Here is a 17,392-nt window from a genome sequence, read left to right on the forward strand (position 1 = left end):
TCTAGGTGGGAGCCCGTTTCACAGACCGGGCGGCAGCGTGATCTCGGTCGGTAGCCCGGGCAGCGGGGGCAGCGTGATCACCGAGGGCAGCTGTGGCACTGGGTACGCATCGCCCGACGACGTGGTCGCAGTGGTGGTGGCGGTCGACGGCGGCGTGTCCTCGGTGGACGCCGTCGGGGTGTCGGTGGGTGTGGTGGCCGGCGGCTCGCTCGACACCGTCGGCGCCGCGCTGGTGGTGTTGAACGACCGAGGCGTCGTGGTGGAGGGAACCAAAGTGGGGCCCGTTACCGGCTCCTGCGGAGGGGCGCCATGCATGAGCTGGATGATGCCCCAGACGATCAGCGCGATCAGGACCGCGATCAGCACGCCCCACCCGGCCAACGCAATTGGTCTACGCCAACCCGGAATCGGGTCGTCAGGGTCGGGCTGGGCGGTGCCGTACGCGTCGTCACCGTAGTGGATGTAGACGGTCGGTTCGTCGTCGACGAACTGGTCTGCCGGCGCTTGCCTTGCCATGGTCGCTGAGACTATCGGGGCGGTGTCGGCCGAGGTGGGACCCACACGGGCAGGTTCCGATCGGCCGTCAAACGTTGACTTAATTGCAACCAACTCGTTAGGGGATCGCGGGGATGGTCGTCGGTAGCCAGGATGGCCAATGACGCCGACGCGTCGGTTCTTGGCGAGTCGGCTGTGGGGCCGGCGACTCGACGGGGCCGCTGGTGGGTGGCTCGGTGGTCGTGGTGGCCGATGGCGGACTCGTGGTCGTGGTGGTCGTGGCCGTGCTCGTTGTGGTCGGCGTTGTGGTCGGCGTCGTGGTGGTCGTCGTGTGGGTGCTGGGGGTGTTACTGGTGCCCTGGTCCCCGATGAGCTCGATGATGCCGTAGACGATCAGGGCGATCAGGATCAGCACGGACAGGCCCCAGATGATGAGCCCTACCGGTTTGCGGTACCAGGGGGTGGGTTCGGTGTCCTCGTCGAAAGGATCGAGCGGGGGCTCCGCCGGGTCGGGAGCGGGCGGCGGCGGTTCATCGGCCGACGGGTGATCGCCCCTACCGACGCCTCTATACCGCGTCGGTTCATTGTTGAAGTCGTCCGGGGGGCCTGCCACGGCACCGATCGTACTGACCGGCCTCAGAACGTAGTGACCTTCTCCACGCTGACGAACATGCCGTGTCCGGTACGCGCGTTGGTGAACTTGGTACCGGCCTCGGACGCCTCGATCGTCCAGCCCTGCGCGTCGTAGGTCTTGTAGTCGATCGGGACCGTGGGAATGGCACCCAGGTTGCCCAAGATCCACTGCACGGAACCGGCAGAGGTGATGTGGACACCGTTGGCGTGTTCACCATCCTGCATGGGTGAGTCGGTGAACGGTGCCTCGCACCCGACGCTGTCCTTATTGATCTGGCAGCGCGTGACTCCGGACTTGGTCTCGATGAAGACGTAACCGTTCTGGTCGGGCGGCAGCGGAATCGCGCCGGCTGGTGCGTTCGGGTTGACCGGCGTCGTCGGTGGGATCCCGGTGGGATACGACGGCGCGGCGCTGGGTCTCGGTGCGGGAAAAGCGGGTTCGGTCGGTCCGGCGCCCGGCGCGGCGACCGGCCTGCCCTCGATGACGGACGAACAGCCGTTGATCAGCATGGGACTGATCACCAATATGGGCGAAAGCAGCAAGGTTCCACCGGCAAGACTCCACCGTGTCCTCTGCGAAAACCGCACGCGTCGCTCCCGAATCTTGGAGATATCAGAAGCAGACTACGCAGCAGACGGCGCTATGTGCTGGGGCGACGCGCGTTTGGAATGCCGTCGATAGCAAAGTGTTATCGCTGGACGGCAGACTCCGGCGCGTCGCGCGCCTCGCGCGTAATCTCGGCGGCGCGATGCGCGGCGGCGACGATGCCCTGATACCCGGTGCATCGGCAGAAGTTGCCGGACAGGCCTTCCCGGATTTCCCCGTCGGTCGGATCGGGATTGTCACGCAACATCGCCGTGAGCGACATCACGAAACCCGGCGTGCAGAATCCACATTGCAGGCCATGGCACTCCCGCAGCGCCGACTGCACCGGTGACAGGGTGCCGTCCGGCGCCGCGATGCCCTCGACGGTCGTCACCTCCATGCCGTCCACCTGCACCGCGAACATCAGACACGACCGCACCGCATCGCCGTCCAGCAGCACCGTGCACGCGCCGCAGGCCCCGTGCTCGCAGCCGAGGTGGGTACCGGTCAGCCCGCACTTGTCGCGCAGGAAGTCCGCCAGCGTCATGCGTGGCTCGACGGTGGCGACGAACGGAGTTCCGTTGACCGACAAGCGGACTGATCGTTCATGCATGTCGTGCTCCCGCGGCGTGTTCGATGGCTTTGGTCCAGGCGCGTGCGGTCATCGTGGCGCCCACCTGCCTGCGATATGACGCCGACCCCTGCAGATCGACCGGAATCGCGTCGAGTCCCGTCATCGCGGCCCGACCCACCTCTTCGGCGGCCACGTCGCCGGCCGGCCGGCCGATCACCGCCTGCTCGGCGGCGGTGGCGCGCAGCGGCGTGGGACCCAGTCCCAGCAAGCCGATTGCACAGCGCGATATCCGGTCACCGTCATCGAGCGTCACCGCGACCAGCGCGCCCGCGATCGCGAAATCGCCGTGGCGGCGCGAGAATTCGTGCATCGAGAATCCGGATCTGCCGTTCCAGAGGGGGAAGCGGACTCCGGTCAGCACTTCGTCGGATTCCATCGTGGTCTCCCACACCCCGGCGAAGAAGTCCGCGGCGGTGATCTCGCGACGCCCGCGCGGCGAAAGCACCTCCATGGTCGCGTCCAGGGTCAGCGCGACGGCCGGGTACTCGCCCGCGGCGTCGGCGTGCGCGATCGAGCCGCCCAGGGTGCCGCGATTGCGGATCTGGAAGTGCCCGATGAACGGTGTCACCTGAGCCAGTAACGGAACCGATTGACGGACGCGGGGATCGGCGCCCACCTTGGCCTCGGTGGTGCCGGCGCCGATCCACAGCTCGTGGCCCCGATGGTCGATGCCCTGCAGTTCGGTGAGCCGGGAAATGTCGATCAGGTGGTCGAAGTAGGCCAGCCGCATCGACAGCATCGGGATCAAGCTCTGCCCGCCGGCCAGGATTTTCGCCTCGTCGCCGAGGTCGGCCAGCAGACCCACCGCCTCTTGGATCGTGGCGGGCCGGTGGTAGTCGAACGTCGCGGGTTTCATTGATTTCCCTCGGCCACCAATGCGGCAATCGACGCCGGGGTGGCCGGCAGCCGGGTGATCGCCACTCCCAGCGGAGCCAGCGCGTCGTTGATCGCATTGATCACCGCCGGCGTCGAGCCGATCGCACCACCCTCGCCGGCACCCTTGTACCCGCCCGGCCCGGGGCCGGGGATCTCGACGTGACCGAACTCGATTGGCGGCACCTCCGTGGCCGTGGGCAGCAGATAGTCGACGAAAGTTGTTGCCAGCGGGTTGCCGTCGCCGTCGTAGACCATGTCCTCCATCAGCGCGCCGCCAATGCCCTGCACCGTTCCGCCCGCGATCTGGCCCTCCACGATCGCGGGATTTATCATCGGCCCGACGTCTTCGCTGACGATGTAGCGCAACAACGTGACCTTGCCGGTCTCGATATCCACCTCGCAGGTGCAGGCATGAGTCGCGTTGGACCACAGGATCGGCGCCTTGGCGACGTAGCGTGCGGTGGCCTCCAATGACGTCCCCGGCGGCAGCTGCTGCGGTGAGTAGTAGGCGGCGTAGGCCAGCTCGGCGAAGCTCAGCTTCTTCGACGAGTCACCGCGCACCGAGGCGGTCGAATGTGCCAGTTCCACTTCGGATTCGGTGACCTTGAGCTGGTGTGCGGCCAGCGTCACGAGTTTTTGCCGCAGGATCGCCCCGGCTTCTTCGACCGCCCCGGCGGTCATCGGCCCGCTGCGGCTGCCCTGCGTCCCGGCGCCGTACGGAGTGATCGCCGTGTCGCCCTGGATGGTGGCCACGTCGTCGATGTCCGCGCCCAGTGCATCGGCGGTTAGCTGAATCACGGTGGTTTCCAAGCTGTTTCCGCTCGAGCCGCCGTTCACGTAGACGTTGATCCTGCCCGTCGGTTCCATCGTCATCGTGGCGCCTTCGGTCGCCAGGTGACCGGTCGCCGCGCCGGTGGGCTCGATGTACGCCGAGAACCCGAGGCCCAGGTAGCGGCCCCGAGCCAGCGCCTCGCGCTGTTCCTTGCGAAAGCCTTCGTGGTCAAGGATTTTCACGGCCTGCTCGAAAGTCTCGGCCGGGGCGACGTGATCGTAGGGCATGCCGTTGGGGTTGAAGTAGGGCATCTCGTCGCGGCGCAGCAGGTTTCGCCGTCGCAGATCGACGGGATCCAGGCCCATCTTGCGGGCGCCGATGTCGAGAAGTATTTCGCGGGCCAGCGTTTCGTACTGCCAGGGGCCGCGGTAGGCGGCCAGGCCGCTGGTGTTGGAGAACACCGTCTTGTAGTTGAAGCTGGCCTTGGGCACGCGGTAGGGCCCCGGGAAGAACATGCCGATGGCCGCGGTGGTCAACACCGGATACGGCGTCGGATACGCGCCGATGTCCTGGATGAAGTCGATGTCGGCGGCCGCGATGTGGCCGTCCGCGTCGAATGCCATCCGGGCGGTGCCGTTGACGTGGCGGGCTTGTCCGGCCGACATCAGATTCTCGCGCCGGTCCTCGATCCACTTCAGCGCCGCCGGAACCTTGCGGGCGGCCAGCATGATGCACATGTCTTCCCGCATCGGAACGACCTTCTGGCCGAAACCGCCGCCGGTGTCGCGCATGATGACCCGAACCCGTTGTGCCGCAATGCCTAACAAGCGCGCGCAAAATGCGCGCAGTTCGTGCGGGGTCTGGGTGGACGCCCACAGGGTGAGCTCTCCGGTGGCGGCGACCCACTCGACTACCAGGCCACGCGTCTCGATCGGCACCGGCGCGTAAATCTGTTGGTAAATCTCCTCTTTCACCACGCAGGCGGCCGAGCCGAAGATCTCTTCGTCCGGCGGCGCGCCGCCCATCCCGCCTGCGACGTTGTCGGCGTACGTCTGGTGCACCAGCACGTCGGAAGTCTGCGCTGCGGTGAAGTCGGAAACCGCGGGCAACGGCTCGTAGTCGACGTCGACCAGTTCGAGCGCGTCCTCGGCGACGTAGCGGCTCTCGGCGACGATCAGCGCGACCGGGTCGCCGACGAACTTCGCCTCGCCGTCGGCCAGCGGCGGCCGCGGGGTGTCCGCGACGTCCTTACCGGCGACGGCGTGCCAGGACTCCTTGACGTCGGCGTTGAGGTCGGCTGCGGTGAACACCGCATGCACGCCGGGCAGCGCCAGCGCCGCGGCGGCGTCGATACCGTTGATCCGGGCGCGGGCGAACGGGCTGCGCACAAAGCAGGCGTGCAGCATGCCGGGCCGCGAGATGTCGTCCACGAAGGTGCCGTGGCCGGTCAGCAACCGGCCGTCCTCGACCCGCGGCACCCGGGTCCCGGCATAGCGGGGCGGCGGGGCGGTGGGCGGCCGTTGCACATCCTGAGTCATATCGCTCCATGGGGCTGTCGCTGAGCGAGAAGGTGAATGCCATCATAGGAGAGTGCGGTTACCGCGGTTCACCGATCCGCCACACCACGTCGCAGTCTTGCTGGCCGCCGGTGCCGGTCGCCGGTACGGGAAGCCGAAAGTCCTGGTCGAGGGCTGGCTGGACATCGCGGTCCGGGCGCTGCGCGACGGGGGATGCGCCGATGTCGTCCTGGTCTTGGGGGCCGCGCAGGTCGTGGCCCCGCCCGGCGTCACGGCCATCACCGCGCCGCAATGGCACGAGGGGCTCAGCGCGTCGGTGCGCGCGGGCCTGGCCGAGGCGGATCGGATGGGCGCCGACTACGCGGTCGTGCACGTGATCGACACTCCCGACGTGGGCCCCGACGTCATCGCGCGGGTGCTCGGCCGGGTCACGGACACCGGGCTGGCGCGTGCGTACTTCGGCGACCGGCCCGGGCATCCGGTGGTCATCGCGCGCCGGCACTGGCCCGAGGTGCTGGCCCGGATCTCCGGAGACAAAGGCGCCGGGGCGTATCTGCGCGGCCGCCACGACGTCGAGATCGTCGACTGCAGTGACCTCGCCGGCGGTCACGACGTCGACGAGCCCGGTTAAGTCACAGACCCAGTAGCTTCTCGGCGTTGCGGTGGCTGATGCGCGCCCGTTCGTCGTCGGTCAGCTCGAGCCCCTCCAGGAACGCGCGGGCGGCCTTCATCGACCCGAACGGGTAGTCGGCCGAGAACGCCACCCGGTCGATGCCGACCTGGGCGACCAGGTTGGCGTATGTCGCTTCGTCGTTGAAGTTGGCGAACGTGTAGTGCACGTTGCGCCGCAGGTAGGTGCTCACGGGGTGGTCGAGTCCGGTCAGTTCCGGCCTCAGCGTCGCGTCGAAGCGCGGCAGCATGAACGACGTCGACTCCCCCATGTGCCCGATCACGATCTGCAACTGCGGGTAGCGGTCGAATACGCCGCCGAGGATCAGCCGCAGCAGGTGTGTGGCGGTGTTGATGTGCCAGCCCCACCCCACGGTCGCGAAGGCAAACGTGACCTCGGGGGAGAACCCCGCGTAGCTGGACTCGATGACGCCCGCCGGCGGGATCGTCGGGTGCAGATAGACCGGAGCGTTGAGCGCCGCCGCGCGATCGAGAATCGGCTCGAAGAACGGGTCGTCCAGATAGCGACCTTGGCTGTGCCCGTTGATCACCGCGCCCACGAAGCCGAGCGTGCGCATCGCCCGCTCCAATTCGTCGGCCGCCGCGTCGGGCGCGCTGACCGGCACGCAGGCGAAGCCCGCCAGCCGCCCGGGGTACCGGGCGACCGCCGCGGCGAGTTCGTCGTTGCATTCGCGGGCCAGCGGGACCGCTTTCGGGCCGTCCAGCTGCTCGACACCGGGCGCGGCCAGCGACAGCACCGCCAGATCGATACCCGCCTCGTCCATCGCGGCGATGCGGCCGTCGCCGAGATCGGCGATGGGCTCGATCACGCCCGCGCGCGATGCGAGCCAGCTCCCCGGGCCGCTCAGGAATCCCGCTGTGGCGTAATGCTCTTCGAGTGCGATGGTCCGCACTTGGTCGTCCTCAGCTCTCCAGGACGCGGTTGGCCGCGGTCCAATACGGCAGTTCGTCGCGCTTGGCCGCCCACCGAATCGTCTTGGTGTAGCCGTATTCGGCCAGCGTCTCCTCGGCGTGCTCGCGTCCGAAGCCGCTGTGGCCCACCCCGCCGAATCCGGTGCCGATCGCGATCCGGACATAGTTGTTGACGAAGACGGCGCCGGCCCGGATCTGCCGGCTCACCCGCAACGCGCGGTCGCCGTCCTGGGTGAACACCGCCGCCACCAGTCCGAACGGAGTGCTGTTGGCGATCCGCACCGCCTCACCCTCCTCGGTGAACGGGATCAGGGTGACGACCGGTCCGAAAATCTCCTCCCGGGCGACCCGCATCCGCGGAGTCACATCGGTCAGCACGGTTGGCGACACGTAGAACCCGTCGGCCAGGCGAGGGTCGTCGGGCAGCGGCGCCTGGGCGGCGATACGCGCGCCCTCGGCCACGCCGAGCTTGAGGTAGTCCAGCACCTGCTTCTGCTGCGCCCGGGTGACCAACGGTCCGACATCCGTCGTGGGATCGGCTCCGTCGCCCACCCGCAGCTTTGTCACCGCCTTGCACAGCTTCGCGGCGAACTCGTTATAGATCTTGTCCTGCACCAGGATTCGCGACGACGCGGTGCACGCCTCGCCTTGGTTGAAGAAGCCGCCGTCGATGGCCGCCATCAGCGCCTCGTGCATGTTGGCGTCGTCGAAGACGATCAGCGGGTTCTTGCCGCCCAGTTCCATCAGCGTCGGGGTCAGGTTGCAGGCGGCATTGCGCATCACGGCCGAACCCGTCCGCGGCGACCCGGTGAAGGACACCTTGCCCACCAGGCGATGTCCGGCGAGCGCAGCACCCACCTCGCCCTTGCCCGGCACGGCGTGCACCACGCGGTCCGGCAGCACCGACTGAATCAGCTCGACCATGCGCAGCACGACCGATGGGGTCTGCTCCGGTGGCTTCAGCACGACGGCGTTACCGACGGCGAGTGCCGGAGCGATCTTCCCGGCGGTGTGGATGGGTGGCCAGTTGAACGGCACGATGGCCGCGATCACGCCGTACGGCTCGAGCGTGGTGACGTCCAGGACGGTGTCGTGGTCGCGCGCCTTGTTCGGCAGGTTCTCCACGATGCTGCTGAAGAACTCGAAGATCGAGATCGCCGCTTCGAGGTCGAACTGGCGCGCCTGGGCGATCGGCTTGCCCATTTCCCGTGACTCGAGCACCGCGAGCTCGTCCGCGTGCGCGCGGATGACTTCGGCGATCTGGCGCAGATAGCCCCCGCGCTCCCGGGCCGGCCGCTGCTTCCAGCGCAGGTGTGCGGCGTGGGCTTTGCGCACCGCCTGGTCGACCTCGTTGGGTCCCGCTCCCTGCACCACGGTGACGGTCCGGCCCGTCGCGGGATTCTCGACGACGAATTGGTCGTCGGTGGAGGCAGACGACCAGCGTGTTCTGGTCCTGGTCAGGGCGGGAGCTTGCAGAGTCATTGGCACGTCCAGCAAGGTTGGGGGTGGGGGCGGTCGACGGGCGGTCAGTCACGCTCGACGTCGTCGACGCTACGTTTAGCTGCGGCATCAGGGCCAACGAAATGTTCTGATGGGTACTAGCACGGGCGGTGATAATTGCTGCATGGAGCTGCGTCATCTGGAGTACTTCCTCGCCGTCGCGGACAACCGGAGCTTCACCGAGGCCGCAAAAAAGTTGCATGTCGTCCAATCGGGGGTGTCGGCGACGATCAAGGCCCTGGAGCGAGAACTCGACGCAGAGCTATTCCTCCGGGGTTCGGCGGGCGTCGAGCTGACTCCGGCGGGGGAGGAGCTGCGACCCCGCGCCCGCGAAACCCTGGATGCCGCCCGCGCGGCCAAGGACGCCGTCAACGCCACCCGCGGCTCGATCCGCGGCACCGTCACGGTGGGGATTCTGACGTCGATCAGCGTGATCGACATGCCCGCGGTGCTGGCCGAACTGCATACCCGGCATCCGGGGGTGACGGTGCACTTGCGCGCCGCCAGCGCCGGATCGGCCGGCCTCGCCCGCCAGCTGCGCGACGGCGATCTCGACGTTGCCTTTCTGGTCTTCACCGGCCCGCCGCCGGCCGACCTGAACGCCCGGCTCGTCGCGGCTGTTCCGCTGCTTTTGGTCGTACCGGCCGATCATCCACTGGCTCAACGTGATTCGGTGCCGCTGGCCGAACTGGAAGGCATGTCGTTCGTCGACAGCCCGCCGGGATACGGCACCAGAACCGTGATCGACAACGCGTTCACCGCCGCCGGTGTGGAACGGACCGTCGCGGTGGAGGTCGCCGACCTCGGCACGGCCGCGACCTACATCCGCAACGGCCTGGGGATCGGCTTCCTCAGTTGGACCATCCTCGACGAGATCGACGATTTCGGCCTGGCCACGCTGCGCGTCAGCGACTACGACCTCGAATGGCGATTGTTCGTCACCACGTCCTCGGCCCGGTCGACCAGCGCGGCTACCCGCGCCGTCCTCGCGCTGATCGACGAAGTCGCTTCCCGCTGAATCAGCTTGCGATGGCGACCTGTTCAAGCACAGCGTCCTCGGCCACCGCCCCGTAGCCGTAGCGTTCGATGACCTCGGCCCAGCGCTTCGCGATGATCGCGCGCTGTTCGGCCGTCACTTCGTACTCGTTCGTCCGGTAGGAAGCCTTGTCGTCGAGGTATTTCCGCAGCCGTGGCAGGTACCGATCGAAGTCACCCAGCTCCAGGTGCTCGTACATTTTGCGCAGCTGACCTTCGGGATCGCCGATCAGATCCTCATAGCGCAACTCGTAAAACCGTGCCGGGTCAACGAGTTCGCGTCCTTCGTCCAGCTTGCGATGCAGGTCGAGGTAGTTGGACAGGACGTTTTCATCCAGTCCCTGGAACGTCGGCCGCTGCAGCCCGTGCACCAAGGAGAACGACTTGAACAGGTTCACGGTCGAGGGATAGACGACGTACGGATCCCGGACGATGTGGATGAACTTCGCCTGCGGAAATATGTCCAGCAGCACCTTGATCCGGAAACTGTGCGTCGGACTCTTCAGGACGATTGCCTTGCGGCGGCGGAAGTACACCTGCTGGACGAACCGGAAAAAGGTCTGCTTCCAGGTTTCCAGTTCTCGGGCGCTCAACTTGTCCATGTCCAGGTAGTGCTCGTCCTGGGTCGGCCGGTTCGGGAACGCGATGGTGAGGTAGGGCGAGGGCAGTCCCAGCATGCACCAGGCGAATTCGTCTTCCTGTGGGTGCGCCATGCTCATGTCCATGTTGTCCATCGCGCGATGCTTCGACGTCAGGAATTCGGCGAAACGGGCGAACCGCTCGGTCAGCAGAAAATGATGCGGCGCAATGCATTCGTAAGTCGTCGGACCGGTGTGATGCTCGTCGAGCACCATCATTTCGTGCAGCATGGTGGTGCCGCTGCGCCAGTGCCCGATGATGAAGATCGGCGCATGGCCGACCGCCGTGTTGGCGACTCGCCTGCTGAACACGATGTTCTGCCACGTCCCCAGGAAAGAGTTGACGACGGACAGGCCCGTGTAGAGCACGGCGTAGTGCCAGCGGCTCCAGTGCACTGCGAAGCGGTTGCGGATCAGCAGGCGCATCCAGGCGGTGAAGTTGCAGCCGATCCACAGCGGGGCGGCCCACTCGTGCCACCATCGCGAGGTCGAACAGCCGGCCTTCATCGCAGGTTGAGCCGACACTGTTGGGTGGCGCGTCGGGAAACGACGACCCAAAGAGCAGTCATGACGCATCGCCCTTCTGGCGGAGGAACTTGGACACATGTACTGGACAAGTGCGGACGCTACGGATTCGTTGTGCTACGCATGCGTAATTAACAAGAACGTCATTTCAACGACACGGCGAGTTTGGGAATCGCGCCGTATCCACTGGTACCCGGGCTGATCAAACCCGTCGCAAAAATCGTAAGGCCCCCGGGAACAAGCTCCCGACACCAATCGTTAGCATCATCGACAAGTTGAGTGACCCAGACTCAATACTGGGTTGACAGGTCGGCACCCTCGGGGGCAGGCTTGAGCGGGGTTCACTCAGCATAGTGGCACCAAAGAAGCTCTACACAATCAGGAGGAATCACTATGGCTCGTGCGGTCGGTATCGACCTCGGGACCACCAACTCCGTCGTCGCAGTTCTAGAAGGTGGCGACCCCGTCGTCGTCGCGAACTCCGAGGGCTCACGCACCACGCCGTCAATCGTCGCCTTCGCGCGCAACGGTGAGGTGCTCGTCGGCCAGCCCGCCAAGAACCAGGCGGTCACCAACGTTGACCGCACTATCCGTTCGGTCAAGCGGCACATGGGCACCGACTGGTCCATCGAGATCGACGACAAGAAATACACCGCTCAGGAGATCAGCGCCCGCATTCTGCAGAAGCTGAAGCGCGACGCGGAAGCGTACCTGGGCGAGGACGTCGCCGACGCGGTCGTGACCGTGCCCGCGTACTTCAACGACGCCCAGCGTCAGGCCACCAAGGAAGCCGGCCAGATCGCCGGCCTCAATGTGCTGCGCATCGTCAACGAGCCGACCGCGGCGGCATTGGCCTACGGCCTGGACAAGGGCGAGAAGGAACAGACCATCCTGGTCTTCGACCTCGGCGGCGGTACGTTCGACGTCTCGCTGCTCGAGATCGGCGAGGGTGTGGTCGAGGTCCGCGCCACCAGTGGTGACAACCACCTCGGTGGTGACGACTGGGATGACCGTGTCGTCGAGTGGCTCGTCGACAAGTTCAAGGGCACCAGCGGAATTGACCTGACTAAGGACAAGATGGCGATGCAGCGGCTGCGTGAGGCCGCCGAGAAGGCCAAGATCGAGCTCTCGAGTTCGCAGAGCACCTCGATCAACCTGCCTTACATCACCGTCGACGCGGACAAGAACCCCCTGTTCCTCGACGAGCAGCTGACCCGCGCCGAATTCCAGCGCATCACACAGGATCTACTCGACCGCACGCGTCAGCCGTTCCAGTCGGTTATCAAGGACGCCGGCATCTCGGTGTCCGAGATCGACCACGTGGTGCTGGTGGGTGGTTCCACCCGCATGCCCGCGGTGACCGAGCTGGTCAAAGAGCTCACCGGCGGCAAGGAGCCCAACAAGGGCGTCAACCCCGACGAGGTCGTGGCCGTGGGTGCCGCGCTGCAGGCGGGTGTCCTCAAGGGTGAGGTGAAAGACGTTCTGCTGCTTGACGTCACACCGCTGAGCCTTGGCATCGAGACCAAGGGCGGCGTGATGACCAAGCTGATCGAGCGCAACACCACCATCCCGACCAAGCGGTCGGAGACCTTCACCACGGCCGACGACAATCAGCCGTCGGTGCAGATCCAGGTCTTCCAGGGTGAGCGCGAAATCGCTTCGCACAACAAGCTGCTCGGCTCGTTCGAGCTGACCGGTATCCCCCCGGCTCCGCGCGGTGTCCCGCAGATCGAGGTCACCTTCGACATCGACGCCAACGGCATCGTGCACGTCACCGCGAAGGACAAGGGCACCGGCAAGGAGAACACGATCAAAATCCAGGAGGGCTCCGGCCTGTCGAAGGAGGAGATCGACCGGATGATCAAGGACGCCGAGGCACACGCCGAGGAGGACCGCAAACGTCGCGAAGAGGCCGACGTTCGCAACCAGGCCGAGTCTTTGGTCTACCAGACCGAGAAGTTCATCAAGGAGCAGCGCGAAGCCGAGGGCGGGTCGCAGGTTCCCGAGGAGACGCTGGCCAAGGTCGACGGCGCGATCGCCGAGGCCAAGTCGGCGCTGGGCGGCACCGACATCTCCGCGATCAAGGCGGCGATGGAGAAGCTGGGCCAGGAGTCTCAGGCGCTGGGTCAGGCGATCTACGAAGCCACTCAAGCGGCCGGCGGACAGGCCGGCGGCGCCGAGTCCGGCAGCTCATCCGGCTCCGCTGATGACGTCGTGGACGCGGAGGTGGTCGACGACGACCGGGAGTCCAAGTGACTCAAGGAAATCAACACGGCAATCCGCAAGAGCAGGTAACTGTCACCGACAAGCGGCGGATCGATCCCGAGACCGGAGAAGTACGCGATGTCCCACCCGGCCCCCAAACTGCTGGGGCGCCGGGCGGGGCAGCGTCCGACTCGTTCGCCGGCGAAACTCCGGAGGAGGCGGGCAAGGCGGCCGAACTGATCGCCGACCTGCAACGGGTTCAAGCCGACTTCGCGAACTATCGCAAGCGTGCGCTGCGTGACCAGCAGGCCGCGGCGGATCGGGCCAAGGCCACCGTTGTCAGCCAATTACTGGGCGTGCTCGACGATCTCGAGCGCGCGCGCAAGCACGGTGACCTGGAATCGGGCCCGCTGAAGTCCGTTGCCGACAAGCTGATGAGCGCGCTGACCGGACTTGGTCTGGTCGCGTTCGGCGCCGAGGGCGAGGATTTCGACCCGGTGCTGCACGAAGCTGTCCAGCACGAAGGTGATGGCGGCGAGGGGTCCAGGCCAGTGATCGGCACCGTGATGCGCGAGGGCTACAAACTGGGCGAGAACGTTTTGCGTCACGCTCTGGTTGGCGTTGTTGACACGGTCTCGGGCGTGGGCGATGAAGCCGGCGCCTCGCCAAGCGCGGACCCCGGCGCGAGCGACACCGACGAAAATGCCGACACTGCCGGTGGTTAAGGCACAGAATCAGCACAACAGAAACAGCGAAAGGTGAAGGGAGGTGACGCGACATGGCCCAGCGTGAATGGGTCGAAAAGGACTTCTATAAGGAGCTTGGCGTCTCCTCCGACGCCAGCCCCGAAGAGATAAAGCGCGCCTATCGCAAGTTGGCGCGTGACCTGCATCCGGATGCGAATCCCGACAACCCCGCCGCCGGTGAACGGTTCAAAGCGGTGTCGGAAGCGCACAACGTGCTGTCGGATCCGGCCAAGCGCAAGGAGTACGACGAAACCCGTCGGCTCTTCGCCGGTGGTGGTCTTGGCGGTCGGCGGTTCGACACCGGCGGCTTCGGTGGTTTCAACGTGGGCGGCTATGGCTCTGATGGCGCCGAGTTCAATCTCAACGATCTGTTCGACGCCGCGGGCCGCAGCGGAGGCACCAACATCGGCGACCTGTTCGGTGGCTTATTCGGACGCGGCGCGAGTGGCCGCCCGAGCCGGCCCCGGCGTGGCAACGATCTGGAAACCGAAACCGAGCTGGATTTCGTCGAGGCCGCCAACGGCGTCGCGATGCCGTTACGGTTGACCAGCCCGGCACCATGCACCAATTGCCATGGCAGCGGCGCACGTCCGGGTACCAGCCCGAAGGTGTGTCCCACCTGTAACGGCGCCGGTGTGGTCAGCAGCAACCAGGGTGCATTCGGTTTCTCCGAGCCCTGCACCGACTGCCGGGGCAGTGGCTCGATCATCGAGCACCCCTGCGACGAGTGCAAAGGCACCGGCGTCACCACCCGCACCCGCACCATCAACGTGCGAATCCCTCCCGGCGTCGAAGACGGACAGCGGATTCGGCTGCCCGGGCAGGGTGAGGCGGGGTTGCGCGGAGCACCCTCGGGCGACCTCTACGTGACGGTGCATGTGCGGCCGGACAAGGTCTTCAGCCGCGACGGCGACGACCTCACCGTGACGGTGCCGGTCAGCTTCAGCGAATTGGCCTTGGGATCAACGCTTTCGGTTCCCACGCTGGACGGCAAGGTTGGCGTGCGGGTGCCTAAGGGCACCGCCGACGGCCGGATCCTGCGGGTGCGCGGACGCGGTGTGCCTAAGCGCAGCGGGGGCAGCGGAGATCTGCTGGTCACCGTGAAAGTCGCTGTGCCACCGAACTTGGAGGGCGCCGCGCAGGAGGCCCTAGAGGCCTACGCGGAGGCCGAGCGCGCCAGTGGGTTCAACCCGCGCGCGGGGTGGGCGGGTAACCGCTGATGGCGAAAAACTCCAAGCGAGAGGATGCCCGCACCTTTTTGATCTCCGTGGCGGCCGAGCTGGCCGGCATGCATGCGCAGACCTTGCGCACCTACGATCGCCTCGGGCTGGTGACACCGAGCCGCACTTCCGGTGGCGGACGGCGTTATTCGCAGCACGATGTGGATCTGTTGCGTGAGGTGCAGCGGCTCTCCCAGGACGAAGGCGTCAACCTCGCCGGCATCAAGCGGATCATCGAGCTGACCAATCAGGTCGAGGCACTGCAGTCGCGGCTCAAGGAGATGGCCGAGGAAATCGCCATGCTGCGCGCCAACCAGCGCCGCGATGTCGCGGTGGTGCCCAAGAGCACCGCGCTGGTGGTGTGGCAGCCCCGTAAGCGGCGTTAGTCATCGGGCAGTTTGTCGAGAGTCTTTCGCGCTTCCTTGCGCCAGACCTCGTGCTCATCGTCGAGGTACACGGCCACGGCATCGCGCACGCCGGTGGCCTTCTGGCGCACCAGGGCTGCCATGGCCGCATCACGCGTCGCGGGATTCGAAAGCTGGCTAACGGCGAGCTCTTTGGCTTCCGCGGTTTTGAATCGACCGATCCAGCGCACCAGCCACGATTTGGTAGGGAAATCCCGCTCAGAGCGGATCGCGGCAGCGACCCGCGGGAAATCGGAGCGTTCAAGGATCTCGAAAAGCGCATATCCAACGGGCTCAAGTTCAAACCTGCCCAGTGGGGGGTCGATCTCGATTTGTTGAAACAAGACGTCGATCGCGGCACGATTACCTTTGGCGTTCTTCGTGATCAGGTTGCGAATCAGCCCCTCGCGCAATGCGTTCCGCTCTTCCCCCGGCGGGACACGCTCATCAAGATGTTGTAGCCAGTCTACGATGATGGGCACTGCCTGCGGGTAGTCGATCTTCGAATTTACTAACTGCCAGACGGTGTCTTCGGGAATGCCCGCCTCATTCAGTTCGCGTTTCAGTGCCCGTCGGTACTCGGGCCAGGCCTCTGGGTCTTCGTTGTGTCTACTCACGACAAGTTCCTGCTGTCATCGATCTCTACCTGTAAGCCCTGATAATCCCTTTGCAAGGTCTCTAATGCTCCCTGGTAGTCGGTGCGACCCTTGTCCACGACGATGACGAACTTGAAGCCACGTTCCTGCGCGTATTCGGCGAAGTCGCGAATCTGCTGCGTGACGCGGAGTTTCTGGACATTCTTTACCTCTCGAACCACGTGGTTGTCCCGCTCGAGCTCGTCAGGAATGCGGTATCTGGTTTTACCAGTGTTTGGATCGACTATCTGGATCCGTTGCTTCGGCACAGTCTGGTCGATGCCGGCGATCTCTTCGGCGCGACGGCCCTTGCGCCGGTTGTCGTTGACCCGCTGCGTCGGCGTGGGAGTAACGCTGCGCGGCACCAGCGCCAGGATCGACTTGACCGCCGGCAGTGCGGTGCCCATCGCGGTACCCGCTACTCCCAAGTCCTTCATCGACGCCGTGGCCGTCACCCGCAGCGCGGCGTTGAGCCCGTTGATCTGAGTGACGGCCGTTGCGATGAACGTGTTTTTGATGGCCTCGGCGATGAGATGCAATTGCGGCGGGTAGGCATCCAGGGCCGTCACGATCAGGTAGAGGCATTTGACGATGAATGCCATGTCGTCCTTGACCGATTTCAGCTCGTTGCCGTAATCCTTGGCCGCGCGCGACATGTCGCCGCATGCGCCCGCGATATCGGTGCTGACCATGCGCGCTTCATTGAGTCGGTCTATGACAAAGGCGATTTCAGCCGCCTCGACGTCGACGATCAGCCGTTGTTCCTCCGGCCCGGGTTGATCGTCGATGCCCACCAGGTCGTGGCCGAAGGTCTCCCACGCCGCCGAGGCCGATAGCGCGTGGTCGGGGTGACCGTCCGGCCAGCCGTCGGTGATCTGGCCGCGCACCAGGTCCCAATGCGGCGGCTCGGGATCGCCGCCTCCCGCAACCGAACTCACCTTTACGGCCGCGTCGATAAAGGTTCCCGCGGATTCACCCGGCGGTGTAACCGGCGCCCCGTAGGCATCCCGCTGGTTGAGGGTCGAGGCATCTTCGGTTTCGTCGTGGTTGACCCCGTCTTGGCGCAGCAGGCTGCCCAGATTGTGAAAGGCATTCACCAGCCGGTACGCGACCTGCCCGACTTCGTCGGCGGCGGCGTCGTAGGCCGTTGCCCACTGCGGGCCAACGCCGTGCGTGCCGGCCGCGTTGGCGGCGTCCACCCCGGTCAGCTTGTTCAGCGCGGCGGCGGTATGGTCGCTGTTCTCCTTATAGGCAGCGGCCGCATCGTAGAACAACTCTGGATCGACGTCCGTCACCAGTGGCCCCGCCCCACTCTCACGCTTGGCGGTTGAGTCTATGGCAGCCTGGGTCTACGCGTTAGTCACCTGAG

17 protein-coding genes are annotated in these 17,392 nt (G+C 65.8%); 6 read left to right on the forward strand and 11 right to left on the reverse strand.

The features are described from left to right. Nucleotides 1–18: 18 nt before the first annotated feature. The 6 genes from AC5Y5O_RS00635 to AC5Y5O_RS00660 form a co-directional block, all read right to left on the reverse strand. Complete coding sequence (locus tag AC5Y5O_RS00635; RefSeq protein WP_133160815.1) at nucleotides 19–516, reverse strand: oligopeptide transporter substrate-binding protein; 498 nt, start codon at nucleotides 514–516, stop codon at nucleotides 19–21. Between the two features lie 97 nt (nucleotides 517–613). After that, a complete protein-coding gene (locus AC5Y5O_RS00640; RefSeq protein ID WP_096284166.1) occupies nucleotides 614–1,108 on the reverse strand; it encodes a hypothetical protein in 495 nt (164 codons plus the stop codon). A gap of 23 nt (nucleotides 1,109–1,131) precedes the next feature. Beyond that, nucleotides 1,132–1,638 (reverse strand): hypothetical protein, encoded by a 507-nt coding sequence (locus AC5Y5O_RS00645; protein WP_423790878.1) that lies wholly within the window; start codon nucleotides 1,636–1,638, stop codon nucleotides 1,132–1,134. Between the two features lie 179 nt (nucleotides 1,639–1,817). Further along, nucleotides 1,818–2,327, reverse strand: a complete 510-nt coding sequence (locus AC5Y5O_RS00650) for a (2Fe-2S)-binding protein (protein WP_500023285.1) — start codon at nucleotides 2,325–2,327, stop codon at nucleotides 1,818–1,820. Then, complete coding sequence (locus AC5Y5O_RS00655; RefSeq protein ID WP_500023287.1) at nucleotides 2,320–3,204, reverse strand: FAD binding domain-containing protein; 885 nt, start codon at nucleotides 3,202–3,204, stop codon at nucleotides 2,320–2,322. Before AC5Y5O_RS00655 ends, AC5Y5O_RS00650 begins: the two co-directional genes overlap by 8 nt. Next, the gene (locus tag AC5Y5O_RS00660; protein ID WP_096284174.1) at nucleotides 3,201–5,534 is read right to left on the reverse strand and encodes a xanthine dehydrogenase family protein molybdopterin-binding subunit; all 2,334 of its coding nucleotides are present in this window, start codon (nucleotides 5,532–5,534) and stop codon (nucleotides 3,201–3,203) included. The genes AC5Y5O_RS00655 and AC5Y5O_RS00660 overlap by 4 nt, the downstream gene beginning before the upstream one ends. Before the next feature lie 52 nt (nucleotides 5,535–5,586). Here AC5Y5O_RS00660 and AC5Y5O_RS00665 point away from each other — a divergent pair, with 52 nt between their 5' ends. Further along, the gene (locus tag AC5Y5O_RS00665; protein ID WP_096284176.1) at nucleotides 5,587–6,144 is read left to right on the forward strand and encodes a nucleotidyltransferase family protein; all 558 of its coding nucleotides are present in this window, start codon (nucleotides 5,587–5,589) and stop codon (nucleotides 6,142–6,144) included. Nucleotide 6,145: 1 nt separating this feature from the next. Here the strand turns inward: AC5Y5O_RS00665 and AC5Y5O_RS00670 are convergent, their stop codons facing one another. Next, complete coding sequence (locus AC5Y5O_RS00670; protein ID WP_500023290.1) at nucleotides 6,146–7,096, reverse strand: amidohydrolase family protein; 951 nt, start codon at nucleotides 7,094–7,096, stop codon at nucleotides 6,146–6,148. Between the two features lie 10 nt (nucleotides 7,097–7,106). Then, nucleotides 7,107–8,597, reverse strand: a complete 1,491-nt coding sequence (locus tag AC5Y5O_RS00675; protein WP_096284179.1) for an aldehyde dehydrogenase family protein — start codon at nucleotides 8,595–8,597, stop codon at nucleotides 7,107–7,109. A gap of 142 nt (nucleotides 8,598–8,739) precedes the next feature. Here AC5Y5O_RS00675 and AC5Y5O_RS00680 point away from each other — a divergent pair, with 142 nt between their 5' ends. Beyond that, complete coding sequence (locus tag AC5Y5O_RS00680; RefSeq protein WP_500023292.1) at nucleotides 8,740–9,633, forward strand: LysR family transcriptional regulator; 894 nt, start codon at nucleotides 8,740–8,742, stop codon at nucleotides 9,631–9,633. Between the two features lies 1 nt (nucleotide 9,634). Here AC5Y5O_RS00680 and AC5Y5O_RS00685 read toward each other — a convergent pair whose 3' ends face one another. Further along, nucleotides 9,635–10,795, reverse strand: a complete 1,161-nt coding sequence (locus AC5Y5O_RS00685; protein ID WP_096284183.1) for a sulfotransferase family protein — start codon at nucleotides 10,793–10,795, stop codon at nucleotides 9,635–9,637. 411 nt (nucleotides 10,796–11,206) lie between these two features. Between AC5Y5O_RS00685 and dnaK the strand changes: the two genes are divergently transcribed. Genes dnaK through AC5Y5O_RS00705 form a run of 4 tightly spaced genes read left to right on the forward strand, consistent with a single transcriptional unit; the run spans nucleotide 11,207 to nucleotide 15,370 of the window. Beyond that, nucleotides 11,207–13,069, forward strand: a complete 1,863-nt coding sequence (gene dnaK / locus AC5Y5O_RS00690) for a molecular chaperone DnaK (protein WP_096284185.1) — start codon at nucleotides 11,207–11,209, stop codon at nucleotides 13,067–13,069. Next, complete coding sequence (grpE, locus tag AC5Y5O_RS00695; protein WP_096284187.1) at nucleotides 13,066–13,743, forward strand: nucleotide exchange factor GrpE; 678 nt, start codon at nucleotides 13,066–13,068, stop codon at nucleotides 13,741–13,743. The genes dnaK and grpE overlap by 4 nt, the downstream gene beginning before the upstream one ends. Nucleotides 13,744–13,796: 53 nt before the next feature. Next, entirely contained in the window at nucleotides 13,797–14,984 is a 1,188-nt protein-coding gene (gene dnaJ, locus AC5Y5O_RS00700) for a molecular chaperone DnaJ (RefSeq protein ID WP_096284189.1), read from the forward strand. Continuing rightward, nucleotides 14,984–15,370, forward strand: coding sequence for a heat shock protein transcriptional repressor HspR (locus tag AC5Y5O_RS00705; RefSeq protein WP_096284191.1), 387 nt, complete (start codon nucleotides 14,984–14,986; stop codon nucleotides 15,368–15,370). Before dnaJ ends, AC5Y5O_RS00705 begins: the two co-directional genes overlap by 1 nt. Here the strand turns inward: AC5Y5O_RS00705 and AC5Y5O_RS00710 are convergent. Next, complete coding sequence (locus tag AC5Y5O_RS00710; protein ID WP_500023295.1) at nucleotides 15,367–16,005, reverse strand: hypothetical protein; 639 nt, start codon at nucleotides 16,003–16,005, stop codon at nucleotides 15,367–15,369. The genes AC5Y5O_RS00705 and AC5Y5O_RS00710 overlap by 4 nt on opposite strands. Continuing rightward, a complete protein-coding gene (locus AC5Y5O_RS00715; RefSeq protein WP_500023297.1) occupies nucleotides 16,002–17,318 on the reverse strand; it encodes a putative toxin in 1,317 nt (438 codons plus the stop codon). The genes AC5Y5O_RS00710 and AC5Y5O_RS00715 overlap by 4 nt, the downstream gene beginning before the upstream one ends. Nucleotides 17,319–17,392 lie beyond the last annotated feature (74 nt).

This window comes from Mycobacterium sp. NGS40, from assembly GCF_059812735.1.